Below are 23,294 nucleotides of genomic sequence, written 5' to 3'. Positions count from 1 at the left end.
GTGAGGGCGATGCGCGGTACGGGTGGCAAATTTTACGATATGCGGCAGATGCGTGTTTAGCGCGTGGCTATGAAGAAGGGGGACGACTGGAGCATGACGGTGCCGTCGCCCTCCACCAGCGCGTCTACTTCCACAAATCCATGGAGATGACGGGGTTGGCCGGTGTAGGTGGGGCTGCTGGAAGGGGGAGGGGAGACCTGCAATGTACCGGAAATGGTGAGCCCCGATGCCGTCATGTTTGCAGGTGCTTGGGCGCCGGATGCGCGGTTGCTGGCACTGCCCTGAGGGGACGCCGGCGGCTGATTCTCGTCTGTGGCGGTTGGAGTGGCGGGAACGGTAGAAGTGGCAGCAATGTCTGGAGCGGTGGAAACGTCAGGAACGGTAGAGGCAGCAGAAGCGGCGGAAACCGTAGAGGTGGCAGAAACGGTTGGAGCGGCAGAAGCAACAGGAACGTTGCTTGACTTGGTTGCATCGCCGTCGTTCAAGGCACTGCCTGAGGGCTGACCTGCGTGGGATTGGCCGAAGTCATAGTCGGCAACGCCTTCCGGTTCGTTGAGCAGGTCCTGCAATGCACGGCTGGTCCGTCTGGTGTGATCACCGGAATTATCGGTATCAGTACTGTTATCGGTATTGGTATTACTCCCAGCGCTGGTGGGGCGCTCCGTCTCGAAGTTCGGGCTTGACTGCTCGCCGCGGCCCAAGTGATACTCCTCATTGGTGATTTCGCCGTCGATAAGCAACTGCGCATCAGCAGGAATATCGACCCCTCGAGCGTAATCCGAAGCCAGTAATGACTGCCAGCCCTCCAAAGGGAGATAACCGTCGCGAACTCCGCTTCGAGCATCTCCGGAGTAGGTGTGCGCCAAGTCGTCCACTTTTTCGTTCCCGGGATTGCCGTTGTGACCTTTCACCCACACGAATTTCACCGGCCCCTCGCGCTGCGCGATCTCAGCGTCGATGGCCTTGATGAGCGGCGCGTTCTTCACAGGTTTTTTCTGCGAGTTCTTCCAGCCGTTCTTCTTCCATCCTTTCACCCATTTGGTGGAGCAGTTGATGGCATACTGGGAATCGGTCTCAATGGTGAGCGGCTCGTCGCCTGGATGCGCGCGCAACGCCTCCAGCACAGCCACCAGTTCTCCGATCTGATTGGTGCCGTTCGTGGCGCCGCCGGCATCACAGTCGCCGTCATGGCTGTGGCCGGGCGTGCGCGCCGCATGGGGAGCGTGGTCTGCCCAAGCCCATCCCATTGGGCCGTTTGGGTTGCCGAGAGCGCTGCCATCAGTGGAGACTGTAATCATAGGTCATAGTTCCTTAACGTTTCGACTCGATTGGCTGGGCGCTCTATATTTTCGAGTAAAGACTTGGCCGAGCGGCCCGGAGCGTTCGAAAATACAGAGCGCCCAGCCAATCGCTTGCATGGGCAGGAACGTCGTCGGACGCTCATCCCATATGGTGTGTCATGCTGCGCACTACTGTACCGCGAATGTCGAACGCATGTCTGTGGGGACACGGTGTTGCTGACATTCATACATGATTGATATGGCGCCAGCAACACCAACGGTGGGTCGTGCGCCTCACCCCAGCGCGGCGTTCACCACCGTTTCGGCCTCGCTGAGCACCTGTTCCAAGGTTTCGGGGGAGGTGAACGACTCGGCGTAGATTTTATAGATGTTTTCGGTACCGGAGGGCCGGGCGGCGAACCAGTTGTTCTTTGTGGCCACTTTGAGCCCTCCGATGGGGGCATTGTTGCCGGGGGCTGTTGTCATGACGGTTTCGATTGGTTCGCCTGCCAGCTTGGTGGCGGTGATGTCGGAGGCGCTCATGGTGCCGAATTTCTGCTTCTGCTCCAGTGTGGTCGGAGTGTCAACGCGCCGGTACCAGCTTTCGCCGAACTGTTCCACTTGCTCTTGATGCAGTTGGGCTGGGTTCTTGCCAGTGACGGCGGTAATCTCCGCTGCCAGCAGGTCGGGAATGAGCCCGTCTTTGTCTGTGGTCCACACGTGGCCATCGCGGCGCAGGAAGCTCATGCCGCTGCTTTCTTCGCCGCCGAATGCCACGGTGCCGCTGAACAGTGGGTCCACAAACCATTTGAACCCTACTGGCACCTCTATCAGCGGTGCTCCCAACGAGGTGGCCACGCGGTCGACAAGGCTTGACGACACGACCGTTTTGCCGACGCCGGTGCCTTCGGGCCAGTCGGGACGGTTGCCTCCGAACAGGTATTGCACGCACACTGCCAAATAGTGGTTCGGGTTCATGACCCCCCAGTTGGGGCAAACGATGCCATGCCGGTCGGCATCGGGATCAGTGCCGCCCACCAGATCGTACTTGTCCCAAGCGCCGTTGTTGAGCGATTCCACCAGGCCCTTCATGGCATAAACGGAGCTGGGGTCCATGCGGATCTTGCCGTCGTGGTCCAGCGTCATAAACCGCCAGGTCGGATCCACTTGGGGACGCACCACGTCGATGTTCAAACCATATGCCTCGTTGATGAGCGGCCAGTAGTTCACTGAAGCGCCGCCCAAAGGATCGATGCCCAGACGAACGCCGGACGATCGGATCGCATCAAAGTCGATGACATTGCCGAGGTCGCTCACGTAGTGTTCTCTAAAGTCGAATCGTTCGACGAACTCGGACTTGACGGCCTGCTCGTAGGGTATGCGCTTGACGTCCTTAACATGTCCCAGCAGTTCGTTGGCGCGCCGTGCGATCTGCTCGGTGACTTCAGCGGGAGCCGGTCCTCCTGTGACGGGATCGTACTTGAAACCACCGTCGGTGGGAGGATTGTGCGAAGGTGTCACCACGATGCCGTCGGCCAGTCCGTCTCCGGTGAACCGCTGAGAACCGTCTGCGGCACGGTTGTGGGTCAAGATGGTCTGGGAGATTACGGGAGTGGGGACGAAATCTTGACGTGCGTCGATGCGCACGTGCACGCCGTTGGCTACGAGCACCTCTATGGCAGTGCGTTCGGCTGGGCCGGAGAGCGCATGGGTGTCGCGCCCCAGATAGAGCGGGCCGTTCACGCCGGCCTGCCGCCGGTATTCGGCAATGGCTTGGGAAATCGCCACGATGTGTGCCTCGTTGAATGAGACCTTCAGTGATGAGCCGCGATGACCGGAAGTGCCGAATGAAACTCGCTGCTCAGGCACGGAGGGGTTGGGGACGGCGTCGTAGTAGTCGGCGATGACCTTGTCGACGTCAATCAGGTCGGAGGGGGTGGCGGGCATACCCGCATTGTTTGCTACCATGCCTCTATTGTGCCACGATTGCATATCATGTTCAAGTTTGTGTTATTTTGAGCGATTGATGATATATTGTGTGCACATTTGAAGCCAAAGAGTGCTCGACTGCTGTCACCTCGCCGCCTTTGCACTCAAGCGGCAACCTTCTCGTCCGTAACCTTCTCACCCTCACTGGGCTGCGGAGCCCGCACAAACAACGAGCGATGCTCGACGGTGAAACGGATATGACGCGTCCTCTTGAGCGTATCCCCATCCACCTCGGCCAGAGCGGGCTTCTTCAACAGCACTTCAGCGCACACGCCCTGAATCTGATCAATGGTGGAATTGGTGGACAGCGGGCTTTGCTGCGCCTTGCCGGTAATGGTCTGGTGCATCACGTCCCCGAGCAGGTTGGCCCAACCCAGCAGGCCGCCTGTGGTGTCGATGATTTCGAAATCCAGCAGGCCGTCGTCATAGCTGGCATCGGGAATAAGGGAAAACACCGGAATCTGCCCGCAATTGCCGCTCATCAACGTGCGAAACTCCAAACCGGCAGTGGTGTGCTTGGTCCCGTCGGCCTTCGTGATCGTCACATCGCCACGATACTTGGGCGCGAACAGGTTCTTCATACCGCCGGCAAAATAGGCCAACCAGCTCAGGCTTTTCTTGAGCTTCGGGTCGGTATCGTCAATCATCTGCGCATCAAAACCGATGCCGGCGATGATCAGGAACGCGTGAGGGTGCGTCTCGGTCTCATCGTCCAGCAAAGACATGCGCCCCACATCAATGAGCGTTCCGCCGAGGGACGTGGCCACAGTGAGCGCTGCGTCGATATCGTCAATCGGAATGTTCATGTTGCGCGCAAAAAGATTGCCCGTACCGATGGGAATGATGCCCAACGCATGACCGGACCCGCTCAGCGCGCTCGCCACGGTGCGCACTGTACCGTCGCCCCCCACGGCAATCACCACGTCGGCACCCTGTTCCAGCGCCTCGAGTGCGCAAGCGCGACCATCCTTGTCCAGTGTGGTGTCGAAAAAAGCAGGGTCTCCCAAAGCATGAGTACGGCAGAACTGGCGAATCTGCGCTTTGGCCTGCTGGGCTCGAGGCTTGGACGGATTGATCACAAACGCGTAATGGACTTGGTCTCCGGCTCTGGCACTCAGCTCCCGATCCCGGGCTTCGCGTTTGAGATGACGTTGCACCAGTACCACAGCCAGCACCACGAGCGCGGCCAGCGCGACTGCGAGGACAATGGCTGTGGCAAGAGGCATGGATACCGATCCTTGGTCTGGGCTGCAGAGATGCCTCCACTCTAGTACGAGCGAGAAACGATTACGCGCTCTGCGAGTCGTCGAAGATCCGCGCGAGCCGCCTGCGTGTCGGCTTGAAACAGTAAACTCAAATCATGCTAGATATCCAATACATTCGTGAACATGCCGACGTGGTGAAGGAGTCCCAGCGCAAGCGCGGAGAGTCTGTGGAGCTCGTCGACGAAGTGCTGAGCTCAGACGAGACGCGGCGCTCTTCGCTGAAGGAATTCGAAGAGGCGCGCGCTCGACAAAAAGCCATCGGCAAGCAGGTGGCATCCGCAGCTGCCGATGAGAAAGCGCAACTCATCGCACAGACCAAAGAGCTGGCCGAGCAGGTTTCGCGCTACAAAGCTCAGGCGGATGCGGCCTCCGGCGAATACACGAAAGCGATGTGGAAACTTTCCAACGTGGTGGAGCCTGAAGCGCCGGAAGGTGGCGAAGACGATTATGTCGTCGTCAAGAAGGTCGGTACCATTCGTGACTTCGCGGCTGAAGGATTCGAGCCCAAAGATCATCTGGCATTGGGTGAGGGCGTAGCGGGCATCGATATGAAGCGCGGCGCCAAGGTTTCCGGCTCACGGTTCTACTTCCTGCGCGGTGCGGTGGCCAGACTCCAGATAGCCATGCTGACCATGGCGGTCGACCAGGCGGAAGCGGCCGGTTTTACCTTGGCCATCACACCTACGTTGGTACGTCCCGAAGTCATGGCCGGCACCGGCTTTTTGAACTCTCACGCCGACGAAATCTACCGTCTGCGTGAGCCCGATGACCAGTATCTGGTCGGCACCTCGGAAGTGGCGCTCGCCGGCATGCATGAGAATGAGATCCTCGATCTGTCGAACGGCCCGCTCAAGTACACCGGCTGGTCCAGCTGCTACCGGCGTGAGGCGGGTGCCGCGGGCAAAGATACCTCGGGCATTATCCGCGTTCATCAGTTCGACAAAGTGGAGATGTTCGTCTACTGCAAGCAGGAAGAAGCACACGACATGCACCAGCAGCTGCTGGGCATGGAAGAGGAGATGCTGGCCAAAGTGGAAGTGCCCTACCGCACCATCGACACCGCTGCCGGCGATCTTGGTTCCTCCGCTGCACGCAAGTTCGACAACGAGGCTTGGGTGCCCACGCAAGGTCGCTACCGTGAGCTCACCTCCACCTCCAACTGCACCGAGTATCAGGCGCGTCGTCTCAACATCCGCGAGCGTATGGAAGACGGTTCCACACGCTCCGTCGCTACGCTCAACGGCACGCTGGCCACTACGCGTTGGCTGGTGGCGATTCTTGAAAATCACCAGCAGAAGGATGGCTCCATTGTCATTCCGCAGGCCATGCGGGCGTACATGGGAGGCCGAGAGGTGATTGAACCGACTCGGTGGGAGGCGTAGGGTTTCTTTAAACTTGCGTCGCGCTGGGTCTCGGTACCTTGTATTTTCGAACGCTCCGGGCCGCTAGGCCGAGTCTTACTCGAAAACACAAGGTACCGAGACCCAGCGTTTTTCGCAGTGAAGAGGCTTTTGAGATGGCGTAGCAGATCGACATCCATGGCGTGGAAGCGTTGCCAGTGTTGTCGTTGGCTACTTGGTCTGCTATAGTTGCGACTTGCACGCAAGATGTGCACGGACGGGTGTCTGAGCGGTCTAAAGAGACGGTCTTGAAAACCGTTGTGGGGAAACCCACCGCGAGTTCGAATCTCGCCCCGTCCGCTTTTATATAGTCGCTTTCATCATATGTTAGACCCCTCAATTACCGGCCGCACTCCGACGTTATCTGTGTCACCGTTGCTGTGCTTACTCCGGCTGAGTCTGGGCGTCGAAATCCGCGGTGTCGGTAACTGATGCGAAATCGTAGATGAATTCGTTGCCGGCATCGAACTGGTTGAGTACCTCGTCGCGGTACCGAGCCCGGCTGTCGTGCATGAACCTGCTCAGTGATTCAGGTGTGCTTGCCGTCCAGTTTGCCAAGGCGTCAAAGTACGGCGATTTCTGGTCGTCGAAGATAACCGGTGGCAGTGCTCCGATGCGCAGCGACTCCTTGAATATGAGCATTCTGCCAATGCGACCGTTGCCGTCTGAGAAGGGATGGATGCGCTCGAAAGCCACATGAAAATGGGCGAGTTGTCCGTCGGTGCCGGTGAAATCGTCCATGAGTGAGAACAACTCCTCCATGGCGGGACGCACACGATTCGGCGGTGTGGTGGTGACTGGATCGAACAGACCTATCTGGTTGGGGTGCTGCTTGTATTCTCCGACTCCCCACATGTCCGGCCTGAGTTCCTGACTGGTTCGGGCTTTGAGCGCGGCATGCATGCCGGTGACCATGCTGTGGCTCAACGGCTCCTGGTAATGGTCGAGCATCAGATCGAACAGATGGAAGTGATTTTGCGTTTCGATGATGTCGTCTGCGCGGATGGGGGTGGAATCGTCTGCCGGAGTCAAGGTGCCGGTGTCATACAGCTGCTGCGTCTGTCGCCGGGTTAGGGTGCTGCCTTCCATATGGTTAGAGTTGTACGTCAGCTGGATGGACGTCCAGTAGTAGGCGCCGTGGGAGATGCGTTGGTCGCGTTCGGTCTTGAGCCATTCGCCCAACGATGATGTTGCGGTCATGATCGCCTCCTGGATTGCGTGTGTGTTGCCGTATGTGCGACGCCCGATGTCACTTATACTAGTGCAATGGTCTTGCTTTGCAGGAGGCTCCGTCGTTGTTTTGTGCAAATTCGCAGCCTTACGCATATCGGTTTGATCAGGTGCGGACGCAAGCAAGCTCTCGGTAAACCGAACGCACCGACTGTGAATTTCGGCACACATGATATGGGCACGGTTACGCTGTGAGAGTCATGCTGCGGATGCCTATTTTTCAGAGCTGGGTGCGAGTTGGCTGAAAAACACGTTACGAGTGCCTTCATCGTTGCAATTATGCGAGAAATGCAGTGGTATACTGGAATCCAAACGATGAGTAATGGGACATAGATGGTTATGTCGCGTTGTTCATAGTCCACCATACCATGTGTCTCGGCAAAGACGAATGAGATGCTGGAAACCGGTGGCGGTATATACCGCACCGGTTTTGTCATGAAATGAGAAGGGAAACGGGAATGAAAACCGTAGTTATCCTCGGCGCTGGTTACGCAGGCATGCGGGCTGTGAAGAAGTTGGCACACGCTCACATCGATGCGCGCATCGTACTGATCAACAAGAATCCATACCACTATGAGTCCACTCAGCTCCATCAGGTGGCCGCCGGCACCAAGGATCCTGCGGATGTAACATTCAACATTCGTGATGTGGCGCCGAAGAACGTCGAGGTCATCATCGACGAGGTCACGCAGGTGGATCGAGAAAACCACAAGGTGCTCCTCAAGAACGGCGAACCGGTTGCCTACGATTATCTCATGAATGCCTTGGGCTTCGAATCCGAGACGTTCGGTATCTCCGGCGCTGCCGAATACGGCTATTCACTGGTTGACATCGATACGGCACTTGCCGCTCGCCGTGAGCTCGAAGACAACCTGAAGCGATACAACACCAGTCATGACGAGAACGACCTGCACATCGTGGTGTGCGGTGGCGGCTTCACCAGCATCGAATACTTGGGCGAGCTGGTATGGCGCATGCCCCATCTGGTCAAGGAATACGGTCTTCCTGCAGACAAGATCAAGATTGACTGCATCGAGGCATCGCCCCGCCTGCTGCCCATGTTCGACGAGAAGCTCTCCAACTGGGGCGTCAAGTACTTGGAAAGCCACGGCGTCACCTTCCACGTAGCCACTTCGATTACCGAAGTTCGTGACAACGGGGTGTCCTGTGGTGATGTGGATTATCCTGCCAGTACAGTGATTTGGGCCACAGGTGTGCGTGGCAGCGAAGTCATCGCGCGTTCGGGCTACGACCAGAAGCGCAACCGCGTGGTGGTGGAGGACGACCTTACTGTGGCCGGCGAACCGAACGAGTTCCTCATCGGCGACGTTTCGGCAGTCAAGGATCCTTCAAACGGTCGCCTGTACCCGACGACAGGCCAGATTTCCATCGCTCAGGCGGATTGCGCTGCGGCGAACCTGGTGGCCACGATGAACGGCCAGCCCACCAAGAAGTTCGTGTACAAGAGCCTGGGCACCGTGTGCTCGCTAGGCCCGCACTGCGGCATCGCCTCGCTTGATGCGTTCGGCCACATGAAGCTCAAGGGTGCCAAGGTGCAGATCGTCAAGAAGATCGTCAACGACCGCTCCGTGCTGGAGTTGGCGAATGTGAAGACTATGCTGGAAAGCAACTAGTCTTTAAAGGGTTTAGAGGTTAGACAAGAGAGAAGGGAGAGACACATGACGGTTTTGGGACTGTCGCGCTTTCAGTTTGCGATGACGACGGTATTCCATTTCTTCTTCGTGCCGTTGAGCATCGGCTTGGCGTTCACGGTGGCCATCATGGAAACGCTGTACGTGTTCAAGCGTAAGGCCGTGTATCAGCGTATGGCCAAGTTCTGGGGGAATATCTTCCTCCTGAGCTTCGCGGTCGGCATCGTCACCGGCATCATCCAGGAGTTCCAGTTCGGTATGAACTGGTCCAACTATTCGCGCTTCATGGGCGACATCTTCGGTGCACCTCTGGCCATTGAGGCGCTGCTCGCGTTCTTCATGGAGTCCACGTTCGTAGGTGTGTGGATGTTCACGTGGAAGCGGTTCAAGCCCGGCGTGCATGTCATTTTCATCTGGCTTACCTGGCTGGGTTCCACGCTGTCCGCCATCTGGATTCTGGCAGCGAACAGCTTCATGCAGCACCCGGTCGGCTTTAAGATCGACCCCAAGGACGGGCATGCCAAGATGACCAATTTCGCGGCCATCATCGGTAACCCGCAGCTGTGGCGCTCCTTCCCGCACGTCATCACCGGCGCGCTGCTCACCGGCAGCTTCGTGGTGGTTGGCATGAGCGCCTTCGGTCTGCTGAACAAGAAGCAGGCAGCTAACAAGGCGTTCTACGTGCGCTCTTTGCGCGTCTCCGCCATCATCGCGTTGGTCTCCTCCATCCTGGTCATCATCGCCGGCGATCTGCAGACCGGTTTCATCATCGACGACCAGCCGATGAAGTTCGCGGCCACCGAAGGTCTGTACGACGACTCGGGAGACCCGGCCTCGTGGACCATCATCGGTTTGATCAACGAGCAGGCCAAGACCACCAAGGGCATTGAGATTCCCGCCATGCTTTCCCTGCTGGCCTACCATAAGCTCAGCGGAGCGGTCAAGGGCATGAACACCGTCAACCAGGAACTGCACCAGCAGTTCGACGCCAAGTTCGGCTCGGACATGAACTACTACGTGCCCACCAACGTGCTGTTCTGGAGCTTCCGCTTCATGGCCGCCGTCGGTTTCGCTACGCTGATTCTTTCGATTCTGGCGCTGTGGTTCACCCGCAAGTCCAAGAACACGCTTGCCGACAGCCGTTGGAAGCTGTGGATTTTGGGCATCTGCATGTATCTGCCGTTCATCGGCACCACCGGTGGCTGGCTCATCACCGAGCTCGGCCGCTATCCGTGGCTCGTCTACGGCCTGCTGACCATCGCCGACGGTGTATCGCCGACGGCCACGGTGGGTAGCCTGCTCTTCACCAACATCGTCTACTTCCTGCTCTTCGTGCTGCTCGGCGGCGTGATGATCTTCTACGCGCGTCGCACCCTGCATCAGGGGCCTGAGGCATTGGAGAAGGAAGAAGCGTTCGAAGCCGAACCGGTGGCCGGGAAGGCCGCTCAGCAGGCTTCGGTACAAGGAAAGGTGGCACTGGCATGAACGGCATGAGTTTCCTGCAACTGCTGTGGTTCTTCGTCATCGCATTGGTATTCGCGATTTTCCTGTTCCTTGACGGACTGGATTTCGGCGTGGGCATGGCCACGCGCCTGGTGGCTCGCAACGGTGACGAACGTGCGCTGTACATGCGTGCCGTCGGCCCGCACTGGGACGGCAACGAGGTATGGCTCATCACTGCAGGCGGTGCGATGTTCGCAGCGTTCCCGCTGTGGTATGCAAGCCTGTTCTCCGGCTACTACATCCTGCTCTTCCTCGTGTTGGTCGGGCTTATTCTGCGTGGTGTCTCCTTCGAGTTCGCCGGGCATGCCATCACCGACCGTGAGCGCAATGTATGGCAGTGGGCCAACTTCATCGGCAGCACGGTGGCGCCCTTCCTCTTGGGCATGATGCTCACCAGCCTCATCCAGGGGGTTCCCATGGATGCTGAAGGCAATGCGCGCATCGGCTTCTTTGGCGTCGTCAACTGGCTGTCTGTGGTCGGCGGCATCGCCACGGTGTTCTTCTGCTTCCTGCATGGCCTGCACTTCCTGAGCCTGAAGCTGGATGCCGAACGTTCCCGCCACATGCTCAACATCAGCGAGAAGCTGTACTGGATCGCCTACCCGGCGCTGGTGCTCTTCGTCATCCTGGTGTTCTTCATGACTGACTTCTACCAGGCACGCACCTTCTCTACGCTGTTCATCACCGTAGTGATTCTCGCGGCCACGGTAGGCGGCCATGTGGCGGCCACCAAGAAGCGGGGCGGCTGGGCATTCATCTCCAGCGGCGTGACGTTGATGGGCGTTATCGCCTTCATCTTTAACGGACTGTTCCCGCGCGTCATGGTCGCCAAGGATTCCGCTCTGAGCATGCTGGCCAAGGATGCTTCGGCCTCACCGTACACACTGCAGATCATGACTGTTGTGCTGTGCGTGCTGCTGCCGATCGTGCTGATTTACTTTGCATGGAGCTACTCTCTGCAGCGCAAGCGCTTGGTAAGCGACCCGGTCGTGAAAGCGCAGGCTGTACAGGCCTGAGTGTGACTGGCCGCACAACTTGCGGCCAAGCACTAGGTTAATGCCCGGTGCCTTGTAGTATGGAAGTGCTGTATTGCGCTCATCTACAGGTGCCGGGCATTGCTGTATGTTTCAGGCCTCGAGGCAGATTTGCGCGACAGGTGCCCAGGAGACGGCATAGGGTCGGCATCGGTACAAGACCGGTGCGGCAACAGTTGGGATGATACGGTGATTGATAAGAGTTTGTTTACATTTACGGGAGTACGGCGTACGTTGGGGCTGCTGTCGTTGCTTTCTTTGGTACAGGCGTTCTGTATTGTCGGACAGGCGCACGGATTGACGAGCGGCCTTGTTCAAGTGTGGAAGCTTCACACTGTTTCGTCACTGTGGGGACCATTGGCAGAATTCTTCTCCTGCTATCTGCTGCGTCAGCTTATCGACGTGGCCAAGCAGCGCCTTGCTGCCAACCAAGCGGACGCGGTGGTCACCGAGCTGCACCCGCGCATCCAAGAGAAGGTATTCCGTCTGGGACCTGCTTCTCTCGCCCAGCGTGGCACCGGTGCCAGTGTGACCATGCTCATTGACGGGCTTGACCAGGTGAAGAACTACCTGCAGATTGTGCTGCCGAAGATGACTGACATGATGCTCATTCCACCGGTCATTCTGGTATACGTATGGATTCAGCACTGGGTGAGTGGTTTGGTGCTGCTGCTCATGTTCCCGTTGCTCATCTTCTTCATGGCCATTCTCGGGCTTGCCTCGCGAGACCGTTCCAACAAACAGTATGCACAGTTCCGCATCCTCAACTCCAAGTTCGTGGACAGCATCCTTGGCTTGCCAACGTTGAAGATGCTGGGCGTGAGCGAGCAGTACGAGGACGAGATCTACAGTGTGAGCGAGCAGTTCCGTAAACGTACCATCAGCGTGATTCGCGTGGCCATGACCTCCACCTTTGCGTTGGACTTCTTCGCCACGCTGGGCATCGCCATCATGGCGGTGTTTCTTGGCATCGATCTGATCGACGGCAAGATGGCGTTGGCTCCCGCCATGCTCGCACTTATTTTGGCACCGGATTATTTCCTGCCCATTCGTCAGTTCGGCGAAAATTACCATGCCACCCTGGACGGCAAGAATGCCATGTCGGACGTGATGGCGTTCTTGAACACGCCTGATCCGGATGTGGACGAAAGCCTGGAATGGGATGGCTGGAACGAGCACAGCGAGCTTCATATCAGCGGCTTGGATTTTGCTTACGATGGTGCCAAGGCCGAAGAGAGCGACGCTCAATCAGCCGGACATTCCACGGCCATGCAAGCAGTGGAGCAACAGCGCCCTGCCAAGACGCGGAACAGCGACGGAGATGTGCCGGAGGATGGAATCCATGAACCGGACGACGCCCTGCATGATGTATCGCTGGATGTCAGTGGTTTCGCCAAAGTAGCGGTGATAGGCCGTTCCGGCTCAGGCAAGACCACTCTGGTGGACGTGATGGCTGGGTTCAACCAGCCCCAACGAGGCGCCATCGAACTGGATGGCCATGAACTGCACCACTTCAACGCTCCGGCATGGCAGCGTCATGTCAGCTATATTCCGCAAACCCCTTACATTTTCAGCGGCACCATCGCTGACAACATCCGTTTCTATGTTGAAGACGCCACCGAACAAGCCGTGTCTGAGGCTGCTCGCCAAGCTGGCCTTGACGGCTGGCTTGCTCAGCTGCCGGAAGGTTTGGAGACACGCATCGGAGAAGGAAACAGGGGTGTGAGTGGTGGTCAGGCGCAGCGCATCGCGTTGGCACGTGTGCTGCTTGACAAGTCTCGTGAGATTCTGCTGTTCGACGAGCCTACCGCACATTTGGACATTGAAACCGAGTATGAGCTGAAGCAGACGCTGCTGCCCATCATGGAAGGCCATCTTGTCATCTTCGCTACACACCGCCTGCACTGGCTGTCCAATGTGGACCAAGTGGTGATGCTCGATCACGGGCATGTGGTGGAATCCGGTACTCCGGAAGAACTGATCGGCTCTGGGGGCCCACTCGACGAGCTTATCGTGCAGATGGGCGGCAATCGCATCGATGGTTATCGTCGGGAATCGGGCATGGATAACGGTGCGAAAGGCGTGTCTCAGGCAGCGACGCAGCACAAGAACGAGCGAGAGGACGAGGACGGTGAGTGAGCGCATGAGCGAGCGGAATGACAGCAAGAACAAGACATCGGGCGATGGTGTGTCAGCGCAGACTGAACAGCGGCGCGGCACGTCGCCGGCGGTGCATGGCGAAGAACAGATACATACCACCGGTGCGGGCGAAGCACAGACCGGTCGTGTCGAGGCGCAGACAGGGGACGCCCGGCACACGCGGCACACCGATTACCATGCGGTCTGGGACCATGACCACTGGTTCTGGCCATATCTCAAGCAGCACAAGGGCAAGCTCGCTTTCATCTTTTTTCTTGGCGTGATGACGTTTGTGTGCGGTGCCGGACTCATGTTCACCTCCGGCTACCTCATCAGTCGTTCGGCGCGCCACCCATACAATATTCTCATGGTCTACGTGCCTATCGTGCTCACCCGTGCGTTCGGCATCGGGCGTCCAACGTTCAAATATGTGGAACGCCTCAAAAGCCATGACTGGGTGCTGCATGTGGTCTCCAAACTGCGCGTGCAACTCTATCGCACGCTCTCCAAAGACGCTGCATTCCTCAGTGAACATGAGCGCACAGGTGCTGTGCTGAGCCTGTTGGCCGATGACTTGGACCATCTGGAAGACTTCTACCTGCGTACCATTTTCCCGACAATCGTGGCATATGTGGTGTGGCTGGCAGTTACCGTGGCGATGGGTGTGTTCTCATGGATCACCAGCCTGCTGCTGTTCATCATGCTGGCTTTGGTACTTGTTCTTATCCCCATGATTTCGCTGAACTTCTCCGACGGTCATTACCTGAGTGAGAAAGCGCAGCAGCGCAACGAATACACTGCGGTAACCGAAAGCTACCTGGGGCTGAGCGACTGGGTAATCAGCCACAAGAACGCTCGCTTCTCCACAATCGGCAGTGAAGAGTTCGTACAAATCACCGCCAGCAAGACGCAGCAGAAGCGGTTTGAGCGGTGGCGCAATTTTGCCATTCAAATGATTTTCGCGCTCATTGCGGCAGGTCTTCTGGTGGGAGCCAGCTTCACTATGACCAGCTCTCAGTCGCTTGCCAATTGGGCGGCAGCCGTGGTGCTGGCGGTGTTCCCTCTGGTGGACTGCTTCATCGTTGTGGCTCAGGCAGTGGCGGAAGTGCCTCTCTACACGGATTCGCTCTCACACCTCAATGGCTTGAGCGAACGTGTGGAAGCGCGACAGGAGGAACCGGTGGAGCAACGTCAGCTCGACGGTGCGTTGCAGACCATCGATTTCAACCACGTCACGTTCTCCTACGGGCCGGGGCAGCCAGTGCTGCTCGACGATTTTTCCCTGCATATCAAAGCGGGGGAGAAGGTGGCATTGCTTGGTCCTTCCGGTGAAGGCAAGACCACGATTCTGCAGCTGCTGCTGGGCGACTTGCGGCCCGATGCCGGTGAGATTCTCATTAACGGCATCCCTGTGGCCGCACTGCAAGACGAACGCCCCCGCATCTTCGGGTACCTCAATCAGCAGGCGTTCCTGTTCAATGAGTCTGTGGCATACAATGTGCGTGTCGGCGTTCCTGAGGCGAGTGACGACGACGTGTGGGCCGCACTCAAAGCGGTGCAGCTTGACGATACGGTGAGGGCGCTGCCCGAGGGTATCGAGTCCACGGTGGCGGAAGCCGGGCAGAGCCTGTCCGGTGGGCAACGGCAGCGGCTTGCCTTGGCGCGCATCGTACTTAAGGCAAGCCCGGTGGTGCTGCTGGATGAGCCGACCATCGGCCTCGACCCCATCACCGAACGCGGCATCATGGATATGGTGATGCAAGCCGCCGGTGAATGCACGCTGTTGTGGGTTACTCACCATTTGCAGGGGCTGGAAGACGCGGATCAGGTAGTGTTCCTTGAGAACGGCCACATTGCCATGCAGGGGCGTCCATCCGAACTGTACCAAACGAACAACCGTTTCCGTGAGCTCTACCGGCTAGATGTCGGCGATCTGGCCGGCATGTGATGCAGAGGTTGCAGTGGTTTGCGCGGTTTGCGCGGGTTGTGCAGGTTGCAACAAAGTGGCACAGGCTGCACAGGCTGCACAGGCTGCACAGGTCTGCTGCTGCAGAGCTGTCACTAGAGTACGGTTAGCGTCGGTTCTGTTGCGTGGAGGTATTGTCGTGCGGCGGAACCGACGGTGAAGTGCGGTTAGCGTCGGTTGTGTTGCGTGGTGGTGTTGTTGCGCAGCGGGACCGACGGTGAAATAGATTCAGCGTCGGTTTTGGTGCGCAGGCGTATTGTTGTGCGGCGGAACCGTCGTTGAAGTGGTGGCAGTGTCGGTTGTGTTGCGTGGCGGTGTCAGTGCGCTGCGGAACCGTCGGTGAAATAGATTTGGTGACGGTTCTGGTGCGTTGGGTTGTGTGGGGTGGATGGTGACAGCTGTGGAGTTGTGCCATCCACCCTGTGTTCCGTCGTCTGCTGGTGAGAGAGGTTGTGGCTGGCGACGGAAGTCTGGCGGGTTTGGTTGTTGGTTGTTGGTGGAAGTGTGAGGGGTGGTTGGTGTGGGCAGGGTTGCCGTGCCCACACCAGCCACCCCCTTTGTGGCCGTCGTCTACCGTGTTGAGAGAGAGTTGTGGTGGCGACGGAGTATTGAGGAGACCGCGACAAGTACGACAGCGGTTACTAGTCCGGTGAGTGTGATTGTGGTTGTGTTGGTGGTGGTTCCGGTGAAGGGGAGTGCTTTGATGGTGGGTATGTAGGTGATGGTGATTTCGGTGGTGCGGTTGGTGAGTTGCGGGTCGGTGGGACTGGTTGGGTTGGTTGGGTCTGGTATGGGGTTGCCGTCGGTGTGGAGGGTGGACTGCGCTTGGGTGGTGAGCGTTTGTGTGGTCCATCCGTCGAGGTGTGGGCTGTTTGCTTGTGGGTAGTAGCCGGTGGTTTTGGTGGTGCCGTCATCGGTGTTTGTTGTGGTCCAGTTGGTGTATGTGGTGGTTCCGGTGACCGGGTTGGTGGTTTTGGTGCGGGTCCAGGTGATGGTGTCCACTTGGTCTGGTGCTGCTTGGGTGTGGTCGTTGTGTTGGTAGTGGATGGTGCGTGTTTGTGTTTTGGACTGGGTTTCGGTGATGAGTTTTGAGCAGTTGATCCAGTAGTCCGAATGTCCTGGTTGGTAGGTGGTGTTGATGGTGCAGGTGGTGTCGTTGCATGATAGGCCTGGGCTTGCTGGTTGGGCATAATAGCCTGCTGGTATACGTGCGGTCAATGTGGCGTTCAAGGGGTCGTCTTGGTATCCGTTGAAGGTTTGTTGCATGCTGGTGTTTTCGGTTCCGTTGATGTTCCAGTGGATGGTGGCGTTGGCTGCTGCTTTGTGGTAGGTGATGGTGGTGATGGCGTTGGTGGCGTTCATCAGGTTGTTGCCGTAGACGGGTGTGCCGGCACTGTTGACGGGGTTGGGGATGGTGACCATGCGTGTGGTGGGGTTGTAGGTGCCGTTGGTGACGGTGATGTCGTATCCGGGGATGTTGGGTGCGTAGACTTGGTTGTAGGAGGGTTGCACACTGGCGTTGGTTGGGTAGTTGCCGTTGAGTTGGTACACTGCACCCACAGCCGCAGGACAAGTAGCATTATACGTATCGATGTTCATCGATGGAGACGCTTGTGAAGACTTGGTGAGTTTGCTCAAGCCTGTGTAGTATATAGTGCCGCTGAATTTGGTTGTGCCGATAGCTTCATTGTAAAAGCAGTGTATCGTATACGCTTTGGAGGGGTCTACCGTGTACCCCTTTTTCACATATGCTGTCGCTTTTACTTGCGGGAATGCTACGTTGGTGAGGGTGATGTTTTGTGAGGTGTCGCCTTGTGTGGCGGTGCCGTTGGAGTATCTGAACTGTGTGGTGCTGTAGGCGTGATAGACACACATCTGCACGGCGGTCTCCTGCGTGAGGATTTTTCCTCCCCTTACGTCCGGATCGGGGAAACCGTCAATTGTGAAACGGAAATTGAGCGTATTTACTTTGGTGATGCCACACGTGCCATCGCCGAGTGTGGATATGCTGGGGGAATCTGTGCCTGCTGCTGGTTCGGATTCGCTCAATGATGCGTCAGCCTCTGCTGTGGCTGTTTGTGTATCGCTGCTGTTGGTATCGGTGGAGTCTAGGAGTGGCGTGCTGGGAGAGGTTGCTGGTACTAGCGGTTCAGACTTGCTGGGGGGGGGGGGTGATATTTGATGCTTCTGACAGATTGCTTGCGCTGGAAGAGGCGTTGGTGGCGGAATCTGCGGTGGCGTATGCGCTGACACCGCCGCCTAGGGCGATGGCTGCTGCAAGAGCGACGCCGGCGGCGAGCAGTGCGCGGTGGTGCCTGGACGAGCCGGCATGGTTGCTCGGGGTGTCGGTGAAGAACGTCATGGTTGTTTCCTCTCCAGCTTTCCGCAACTCACAACACGTTGCTATTTCATGACCAAACTGATGCATACAGGTGCACGATGCATATATGCTGTACTCCAGCGTACGGCAGCATCGTGACATAACTAACAATCTCCTCGAACACTATGACTGTTCGTTCATCATTTTAGGCCCGTACAAGTAGCTGAGCATGACGGCGACGCTGCCGCGTGGTAATAGGCGATGATGACGCCTTGCAACAGAGAGGTGTCTGTGGTGCCGTCAAACGAACTTGCGGAGATGGGGTAGCTGTGATGATGAGGCCAGTGTGGCACCAACCAATCTGGTAGTAGCGACGATTATCGCGATATCGGTAGGATGCCGCCGCTGAGAAATAAGCAAGGCCGCCATCGTCGGGGCGGATGGCGGCCTTACTTTCACTTGCGCGGTAGGGGCAGGTGTGCGATCAGGCCTTCGGCTTTTCGCTGGCGCCGATGGACGGCATAACGCCTTCGGTCCCAGCATCGCCTGCCTGCATACCGATGGCCTTGAAGAACGCAGTGTTCACGTCGGTACCGTCTCGTGTGGCGGCGACGCGGTCCCAATAATTGCCGTTGATGGTGATGGTGGGGGTGGCGAACTCGCCCTTGCGACTGCCTTCTGTGGGCAGTACCGAGGGGCGCAGGGGAGTGTAGACCGCCAGTGCCTCAATCCATTTGGTGTAGTCGCCCTTCACCGCCTGCTGGGCCACTTCCGGGCTCACTCCGGCTTTCTGGGCCTGTGCTGCGATGGCGTCGTTGCTGACGGGCTTGTACTGCTGGCCTTCTTTTGGTTGGAACCCTTCGTCGTAGAGCGCGGCGATGAATCCGAGCACATGCTCGGGATCCTTGTCGGCCACGTAGGCCACGGCGGAGGCGGCACGCGTCGAATACTTATCGGTGGAAAGGTCGTCGAAGAGTGAGCTGGGGTGAATCTCGAAGTTGATCTGACCGGCATTCAGCATCTTGGTCCACGTGGGGAGCATCTGGCTGTCGAGCACGCGGCAGGCTGGGCACATGAAATCCACATACAGGGCCACGGTCGGCGCGGTCTTCACCGGCTTGCCGATCCCGTCTTTGGAAAGCAGGAAGCCACCTTCGGAGTTGGAATGTTCGGGCTTGGTCTTGACGGCGGTGACGTTGGTGCGTGCCTGGCGCAGACTCACCTGAGCGCTGTTCTCGCTTGGTTTGGCGGTTGCTGCCTCGCTTTTGGCGGGCTTGTTCACGGCCCACACTACGGCAACGATGGCCACGACCACGGCAATCGCCGCTACCACCACCGAAATACCGATAGCGGTGGCTGTGCGCTGCTCGTTTGGGCTGATGTTGTTTTCCAGTGACGCCGATGCGGAAGGTGCGGACCCCTTCTTCTGTGCCATGTTGATCCTTGTCGTTGTAGGGTTCGGGCGGCCTGCTCTGGTTGGAGTTGCTGTGGCCTGTTGGTGTTTTGTCTTGATGTGCCGCGTGTTGAATGGCGCATAAGATCACTACATACGTTATATCAAAATAGTGATATACGCCACTCTATGGCATGGGGGCGAAAAAGACGGGGAATTTGCGATTTACTTGCGCTGTGCAAACAACACGCAGCATATGGCAAGAAAAACAGTGTGCGGTAGAGTTTTCATACTCAAGTAATGTCAAATGACGACATATGAAAGGAAGTGCAATGGCGCATATTGAATTGTTTACACCATCGTCTCGTGATGAGGCATCGTCCGGTAGCGTGGACATCAAGATTGCCTATGGCGAAGACACCGAGACAAAATCAGCGTTCGCGCTGCTGTTCGTCGATGCGGAACTACCGCGTTTGGTGCACTGGGGAAGACCCCTTGCCCATCCGGATTCGTTGCTAGCCAGTTATGCGGCGCAGCACCCGCAGCGTGTTTCCGGCGCGCTCGATGAGACGAGTTGGCCCAGCATCCTGCCGTCCCAAGCCGAGTCGTGGAGTGGTGCCTCCCGGTTGAGCGTGAGCCGTGACGGCCGTGAGCTGTTCGTCAAGTTCGCAGTGCACAGCGTTGCCGTAGAGCAAGCGGCGCGCGCCTCTGGGGAATCGGTGCCGTCGTTGGTGGTTAAGGCCCAAGACAGTGAACAGGGCGTGAACCTGACTTGGACGCTCGAGATTGACGCTCAAGGCCTGCTTCGTCAGCGTGCCAGCATTGCCAATAGCGGCGAGGGTGCCCTGTCGGTCAAGCATGTCGAGCTCGGGTTCTCGGTGCCTGACCGTGCGCGCGAGATATTGACCACCACAGGTCGACACTTGCGTGAGCGTTCCCCACAGCGCACGTCGTTTGCCGTGGGGCGGTTCGAGAAGAACGCGCTGGTCGGTCGCCCGGACTTTGACGCTTCTCTGCTGCTCACTGCCGGTGTACCCGGGTTCGGGTTTGAGCATGGAGAAGTATATGCGACGCACGTGGGCTGGAGCGGCAACAGCGTGCTGGCCGCTGAGCGTACGCCGTATACACAAGGTGTGATTGGCGGTGGCGAGCGACTGTTCGATGGCGAGATGGTATTGCAGTCTTGCCAAGACGAACATGATGACTTCGGCAACGATGATATTGCCTCGGAAGATATTGTTGACCCTGCGACTCAATCTGTGTACCGCACACCATGGGTGTATGGAGCTTATGGCGAGGGGCTCAACGAGGTGGCCGCACGCTTCCATGGGTACGTGCGTCAGGCGCATCGTTCATTTGCGTCGCGCCCGCGCCCGGTGATCCTCAATACATGGGAGGCGGTGTACTTCCAGCACGACTATGACACTTTGGCCAATCTGGCTGACAAAGCGGCACAGGTCGGCGTGGAACGCTTTGTGGTGGACGACGGTTGGTTCGGTTCTCGCCGCAATGACGAACGCGGCCTTGGAGACTGGCAAATTTCGCCGCAGGTGTGGCCTGAAGGGCCGAAAAGCCTGGCGGCGCTGGCGCAGCACGTCCACTCCAAAGGCATGGAGTTCGGCCTGTGGTTCGAGCCGGAGATGGTCAATCCTGATTCGGATATGGCGCGCAAGCATCCGGATTGGATTCTTGCACCGACCGCTGGGCGGCTTCCCATGCAAGGTCGCAACCAGCAAGTGGTCGATCTCACCAACCCGGATGCCTTTGCCTATATCTACCGGTCCATCGACGTTCTGATTGATGAGCTGGGCATTGACTACATCAAATGGGACCACAATAAGCTGGTGACCGAAGCGGTCTCCCCGCGTTCCGGACTTCCCGCAGTGCACCGCCAGACGCTGGCGGTATATAAGATCTTCCATGACTTGAAAGCCGCGCATCCCGGTCTGGAGATTGAAAGCTGCTCGTCAGGCGGTGGTCGCATCGACCTGGGCATCCTCGAGCAAGCCGACCGTGTTTGGGCATCCGACTGCGTGGATCCGGTGGAGCGTGCCGATATCCAGCGCTACACGTCGCTTCTGGTACCCCCTGAGATGATCGGCGAACACGTGGGTGACAGCCCCGCCCACTCCACTGGACGCGCAACCAGTTTGCAGATGCGAGCCGGCATGGCGTTCTTCGGCCATATGGGGGTTGAGTGGAACCTGCTCAAACAAGATCAGGCCGATCTGGACGCTCTTGGGGATTGGATTGCCGAATACAAGCGTCGTCGTGATGATTTCCATAGCGGCGCAGTGGTTCATGCCGACAGCGCAGACGCTTCGGTGCGTCTGGACGGCGTGGTGAGTGCGGATAAAGCCAGGGCGACCTATCGATTCACGCAACTGACTTCCTCGCAAACCTATCCTGCGGCACCAGTGTGTCTGCCTGGTCTGGACCCGCAGGCACTCTACCAAGTCAGACCGCTCGGCGTCAGTCTTAACCTTGATGTGCCGGGATTGGCCAATGGGCAGACGCCGCTGCTGTGGTGGAATGAGGACGGCGTGCAGATGGACGGTGAAGCCTTGCAGAGCTTTGGCATTCGTCCGCCGAGCCTGAACCCGGCTCAAGCAGTGATGTTCGAGGCGGTACGTGTCTGATCGGGCATAAAGCCGATTCGGGGGTTTGCGCAATATTGTTGTGATATTGCGCAAACCCCGAATTTTGTGGTAGTAGGCAATGCGCCGCGAGTGCGTGTGTCAATTAATGTACGTAGTTATGGCGTGTGCCGCGGCGGCCTGTGCCCACTGGTCCCATGAACAGTCGAGAATCTTGAAATCAACCGGAGACGCTTGCGTGGGGCGGTGTGCGTTGATGCCGCGGCGCACCGACTCGGCATTCTGGTGGGCCAGGAACGATATCTCACCGCTGACCAACACCTTGGACGGCATGGCAAAGTTGGCCATGACCGCAATGAATGTGCCCAAGCGGAAGCACAGCTTGTTGAGCAGCTTGCGCGCCTGCGGTGATTCGCCGTGCAATGCAGTAAAGAAATCATCGGCACTGGAGGTGATGCCGATCATCTCGGAATATTCCGTGGCAATGGAGTTGGTCGTCAGGCACTGCGAACAACCCACATGCCCGGCATAGCACATCGGCCCCTCATGGTCGATGGGTACGTGGCTCACCAGACCGTAGCTTTTGTCGCTCGGACTCACCGGTTTTCCGTTCTCGCACAGCGCGTACCCCACGCCGGATCCGACAGTGACCAAAGCAAGACGTGGTACGCCCACACCTTCGCTGAACCAGCTTTCATATAGGAGCAGTGAATCAAGGTCATTGAACACCAAGGTGGGTATGGCGCATTGCTGTTGCACCATATCGGCGAGCTTCACCTCTCTATCCCAATGTAGAAACGGCGCATAGGTGACGGTACTGCTCTCGACGGGATGACCGCCAAGACTGATGCCGAGCAGGCACGGGGCGATGCCGGCTTGCTGGGCGCAACGCAAGGCAAGAGAGGCAATCTGGCTGGCTACGGCGTGCGGATCGCAGTCCGGCAACGGTTCGTTCAAGGCGGAGCTGAGTGGATGGCACAAAGCGTCGGTAGCGATGGCGGTAATGCCGTTGTTGTGTATGTTCACACCGATGAACGAACGTTGCGAAGCGCGCAGGCGCAGGTTCGTCTGTGGGCGTCCGCGTTTGGTGGAGGGGGTGCGGTCATAGGCTGGTATACGTTGCATTTCCTCGGTTTGCATGGTGCCCACGTGGCTGGCATATTCGTTCCTTATCGCCGGCTCCGCCTCGGGCCCTGCTTCCTCGATGACCTTATGGTACAGCAGATCAGAGGTGATGCGCGAGAGTGAACCTTGGGTGAGACCGAGCATGCGTGAGAGCGTGGCGCGAGAGATCGGGCCGTACTGGGCGATGGTGCGCGCCACCTCGTGAGTGGAATCGGAACCCTCAAACCAGTGATATATCGAAGTGTCGGTGTTCATAAGTTTCCTGCCTGCGTGTGTGGTGTGCGGCGTCTGAATCGCCGGCGCGTATTCTCGTGCGGGAAGAATTACTTTCCTTACGCATCTAAAATACGCGCTTTTAATTGTGCTGTCATGCAGACACTCATCAGGTGGGAAACATAAAT

General features: G+C 57.9%; 15 protein-coding genes and 1 tRNA gene. 8 read left to right on the top strand and 8 right to left on the bottom strand.

The genetic code is table 11. From position 1 onward, the window contains the following. Window positions 1–56: 56 nt before the first annotated feature. The 3 genes from ACSYSO_RS06025 to ACSYSO_RS06015 all read right to left on the bottom strand — a co-directional run bounded on the left by ACSYSO_RS06025 (window position 57) and on the right by ACSYSO_RS06015 (window position 4,495). Window positions 57–1,298: a ribonuclease H family protein gene (locus ACSYSO_RS06025; RefSeq protein WP_489760693.1), complete on the bottom strand. Its 1,242-nt coding sequence runs from the start codon at window positions 1,296–1,298 to the stop codon at window positions 57–59. 276 nt (window positions 1,299–1,574) lie between these two features. After that, a complete protein-coding gene (gene pgm, locus ACSYSO_RS06020; protein ID WP_489760694.1) occupies window positions 1,575–3,248 on the bottom strand; it encodes a phosphoglucomutase (alpha-D-glucose-1,6-bisphosphate-dependent) in 1,674 nt (557 codons plus the stop codon). Between the two features lie 125 nt (window positions 3,249–3,373). After that, the gene (locus ACSYSO_RS06015) at window positions 3,374–4,495 is read right to left on the bottom strand and encodes a diacylglycerol/lipid kinase family protein (RefSeq protein WP_489760695.1); all 1,122 of its coding nucleotides are present in this window, start codon (window positions 4,493–4,495) and stop codon (window positions 3,374–3,376) included. A gap of 134 nt (window positions 4,496–4,629) precedes the next feature. Between ACSYSO_RS06015 and serS the strand changes: the two genes are divergently transcribed. Further along, window positions 4,630–5,916: a serine--tRNA ligase gene (gene serS / locus ACSYSO_RS06010; protein ID WP_489760696.1), complete on the top strand. Its 1,287-nt coding sequence runs from the start codon at window positions 4,630–4,632 to the stop codon at window positions 5,914–5,916. A 233-nt stretch (window positions 5,917–6,149) separates the two neighbouring features. Then, window positions 6,150–6,234 (top strand) — tRNA-Ser (locus ACSYSO_RS06005). An 84-nt stretch (window positions 6,235–6,318) separates the two neighbouring features. Here ACSYSO_RS06005 and ACSYSO_RS06000 read toward each other — a convergent pair. After that, the gene (locus ACSYSO_RS06000) at window positions 6,319–7,134 is read right to left on the bottom strand and encodes a Fic family protein (protein ID WP_489760697.1); all 816 of its coding nucleotides are present in this window, start codon (window positions 7,132–7,134) and stop codon (window positions 6,319–6,321) included. 488 nt (window positions 7,135–7,622) lie between these two features. Between ACSYSO_RS06000 and ACSYSO_RS05995 the strand changes: the two genes are divergently transcribed. The 5 genes from ACSYSO_RS05995 to cydC all read left to right on the top strand — a co-directional run bounded on the left by ACSYSO_RS05995 (window position 7,623) and on the right by cydC (window position 15,440). Further along, window positions 7,623–8,798 carry an NAD(P)/FAD-dependent oxidoreductase gene (locus tag ACSYSO_RS05995; protein WP_489760698.1) on the top strand — a complete coding sequence of 392 codons (1,176 nt, stop codon included), beginning with the start codon at window positions 7,623–7,625 and terminating at the stop codon, window positions 8,796–8,798. 45 nt (window positions 8,799–8,843) lie between these two features. After that, the gene (locus ACSYSO_RS05990; protein WP_489760699.1) at window positions 8,844–10,301 is read left to right on the top strand and encodes a cytochrome ubiquinol oxidase subunit I; all 1,458 of its coding nucleotides are present in this window, start codon (window positions 8,844–8,846) and stop codon (window positions 10,299–10,301) included. Continuing rightward, the gene (gene cydB, locus ACSYSO_RS05985; RefSeq protein WP_489760700.1) at window positions 10,298–11,335 is read left to right on the top strand and encodes a cytochrome d ubiquinol oxidase subunit II; all 1,038 of its coding nucleotides are present in this window, start codon (window positions 10,298–10,300) and stop codon (window positions 11,333–11,335) included. Before ACSYSO_RS05990 ends, cydB begins: the two co-directional genes overlap by 4 nt. A gap of 99 nt (window positions 11,336–11,434) precedes the next feature. Next, on the top strand, window positions 11,435–13,492 hold the full coding sequence (locus ACSYSO_RS05980) for an ABC transporter ATP-binding protein/permease (RefSeq protein ID WP_491701683.1): 2,058 nt from the start codon (window positions 11,435–11,437) through the stop codon (window positions 13,490–13,492). Between the two features lie 4 nt (window positions 13,493–13,496). Next, a complete protein-coding gene (gene cydC / locus ACSYSO_RS05975; RefSeq protein ID WP_489760702.1) occupies window positions 13,497–15,440 on the top strand; it encodes a thiol reductant ABC exporter subunit CydC in 1,944 nt (647 codons plus the stop codon). A gap of 588 nt (window positions 15,441–16,028) precedes the next feature. On the opposite strand, the gene ACSYSO_RS05970 is transcribed toward cydC, so the two are convergent. The 3 genes from ACSYSO_RS05970 to ACSYSO_RS05960 form a co-directional block, all read right to left on the bottom strand. Further along, complete coding sequence (locus ACSYSO_RS05970; RefSeq protein ID WP_491701682.1) at window positions 16,029–17,507, bottom strand: mucin-binding protein; 1,479 nt, start codon at window positions 17,505–17,507, stop codon at window positions 16,029–16,031. Between the two features lie 100 nt (window positions 17,508–17,607). Then, window positions 17,608–17,820: a hypothetical protein gene (locus ACSYSO_RS05965; RefSeq protein WP_491701681.1), complete on the bottom strand. Its 213-nt coding sequence runs from the start codon at window positions 17,818–17,820 to the stop codon at window positions 17,608–17,610. 442 nt (window positions 17,821–18,262) lie between these two features. Beyond that, window positions 18,263–19,213 (bottom strand): DsbA family protein, encoded by a 951-nt coding sequence (locus ACSYSO_RS05960; protein WP_489760704.1) that lies wholly within the window; start codon window positions 19,211–19,213, stop codon window positions 18,263–18,265. Window positions 19,214–19,503: 290 nt separating this feature from the next. On the opposite strand from ACSYSO_RS05960, the gene ACSYSO_RS05955 reads away from it, so the two are divergent. Further along, window positions 19,504–21,810, top strand: a complete 2,307-nt coding sequence (locus ACSYSO_RS05955; protein ID WP_489760705.1) for an alpha-galactosidase — start codon at window positions 19,504–19,506, stop codon at window positions 21,808–21,810. 99 nt (window positions 21,811–21,909) lie between these two features. Here the strand turns inward: ACSYSO_RS05955 and ACSYSO_RS05950 are convergent, their stop codons facing one another. Then, window positions 21,910–23,148 carry an ROK family protein gene (locus ACSYSO_RS05950; RefSeq protein ID WP_489760689.1) on the bottom strand — a complete coding sequence of 413 codons (1,239 nt, stop codon included), beginning with the start codon at window positions 23,146–23,148 and terminating at the stop codon, window positions 21,910–21,912. Window positions 23,149–23,294 lie beyond the last annotated feature (146 nt).

Source organism: Bifidobacterium sp. ESL1130 (assembly GCF_058507935.1).
The sequence above is the reverse complement of the archived record's forward strand: the minus strand, read 5'-3'. Positions and strand labels throughout refer to the sequence as shown.

What these genes read in the sequence shown, in the direction of transcription:
- ACSYSO_RS06015 (WP_489760695.1), bottom strand. Translation starts at nt 4,495, where the DNA reads ATGCCTCTTGCCACAGCCATTGTCCTCGCAGTCGCGCTGGCCGCGCTC.
- cydC (WP_489760702.1), top strand. Translation starts at nt 13,497, where the DNA reads ATGAGCGAGCGGAATGACAGCAAGAACAAGACATCGGGCGATGGTGTG.
- ACSYSO_RS05990 (WP_489760699.1), top strand. Translation starts at nt 8,844, where the DNA reads ATGACGGTTTTGGGACTGTCGCGCTTTCAGTTTGCGATGACGACGGTA.
- serS (WP_489760696.1), top strand. Translation starts at nt 4,630, where the DNA reads ATGCTAGATATCCAATACATTCGTGAACATGCCGACGTGGTGAAGGAG.
- ACSYSO_RS05955 (WP_489760705.1), top strand. Translation starts at nt 19,504, where the DNA reads ATGGCGCATATTGAATTGTTTACACCATCGTCTCGTGATGAGGCATCG.
- ACSYSO_RS06000 (WP_489760697.1), bottom strand. Translation starts at nt 7,134, where the DNA reads ATGACCGCAACATCATCGTTGGGCGAATGGCTCAAGACCGAACGCGAC.
- ACSYSO_RS05950 (WP_489760689.1), bottom strand. Translation starts at nt 23,148, where the DNA reads ATGAACACCGACACTTCGATATATCACTGGTTTGAGGGTTCCGATTCC.
- ACSYSO_RS05995 (WP_489760698.1), top strand. Translation starts at nt 7,623, where the DNA reads ATGAAAACCGTAGTTATCCTCGGCGCTGGTTACGCAGGCATGCGGGCT.
- ACSYSO_RS06025 (WP_489760693.1), bottom strand. Translation starts at nt 1,298, where the DNA reads ATGATTACAGTCTCCACTGATGGCAGCGCTCTCGGCAACCCAAACGGC.
- ACSYSO_RS05960 (WP_489760704.1), bottom strand. Translation starts at nt 19,213, where the DNA reads ATGGCACAGAAGAAGGGGTCCGCACCTTCCGCATCGGCGTCACTGGAA.
- pgm (WP_489760694.1), bottom strand. Translation starts at nt 3,248, where the DNA reads ATGGTAGCAAACAATGCGGGTATGCCCGCCACCCCCTCCGACCTGATT.
- ACSYSO_RS05965 (WP_491701681.1), bottom strand. Translation starts at nt 17,820, where the DNA reads ATGACGTTCTTCACCGACACCCCGAGCAACCATGCCGGCTCGTCCAGG.
- cydB (WP_489760700.1), top strand. Translation starts at nt 10,298, where the DNA reads ATGAACGGCATGAGTTTCCTGCAACTGCTGTGGTTCTTCGTCATCGCA.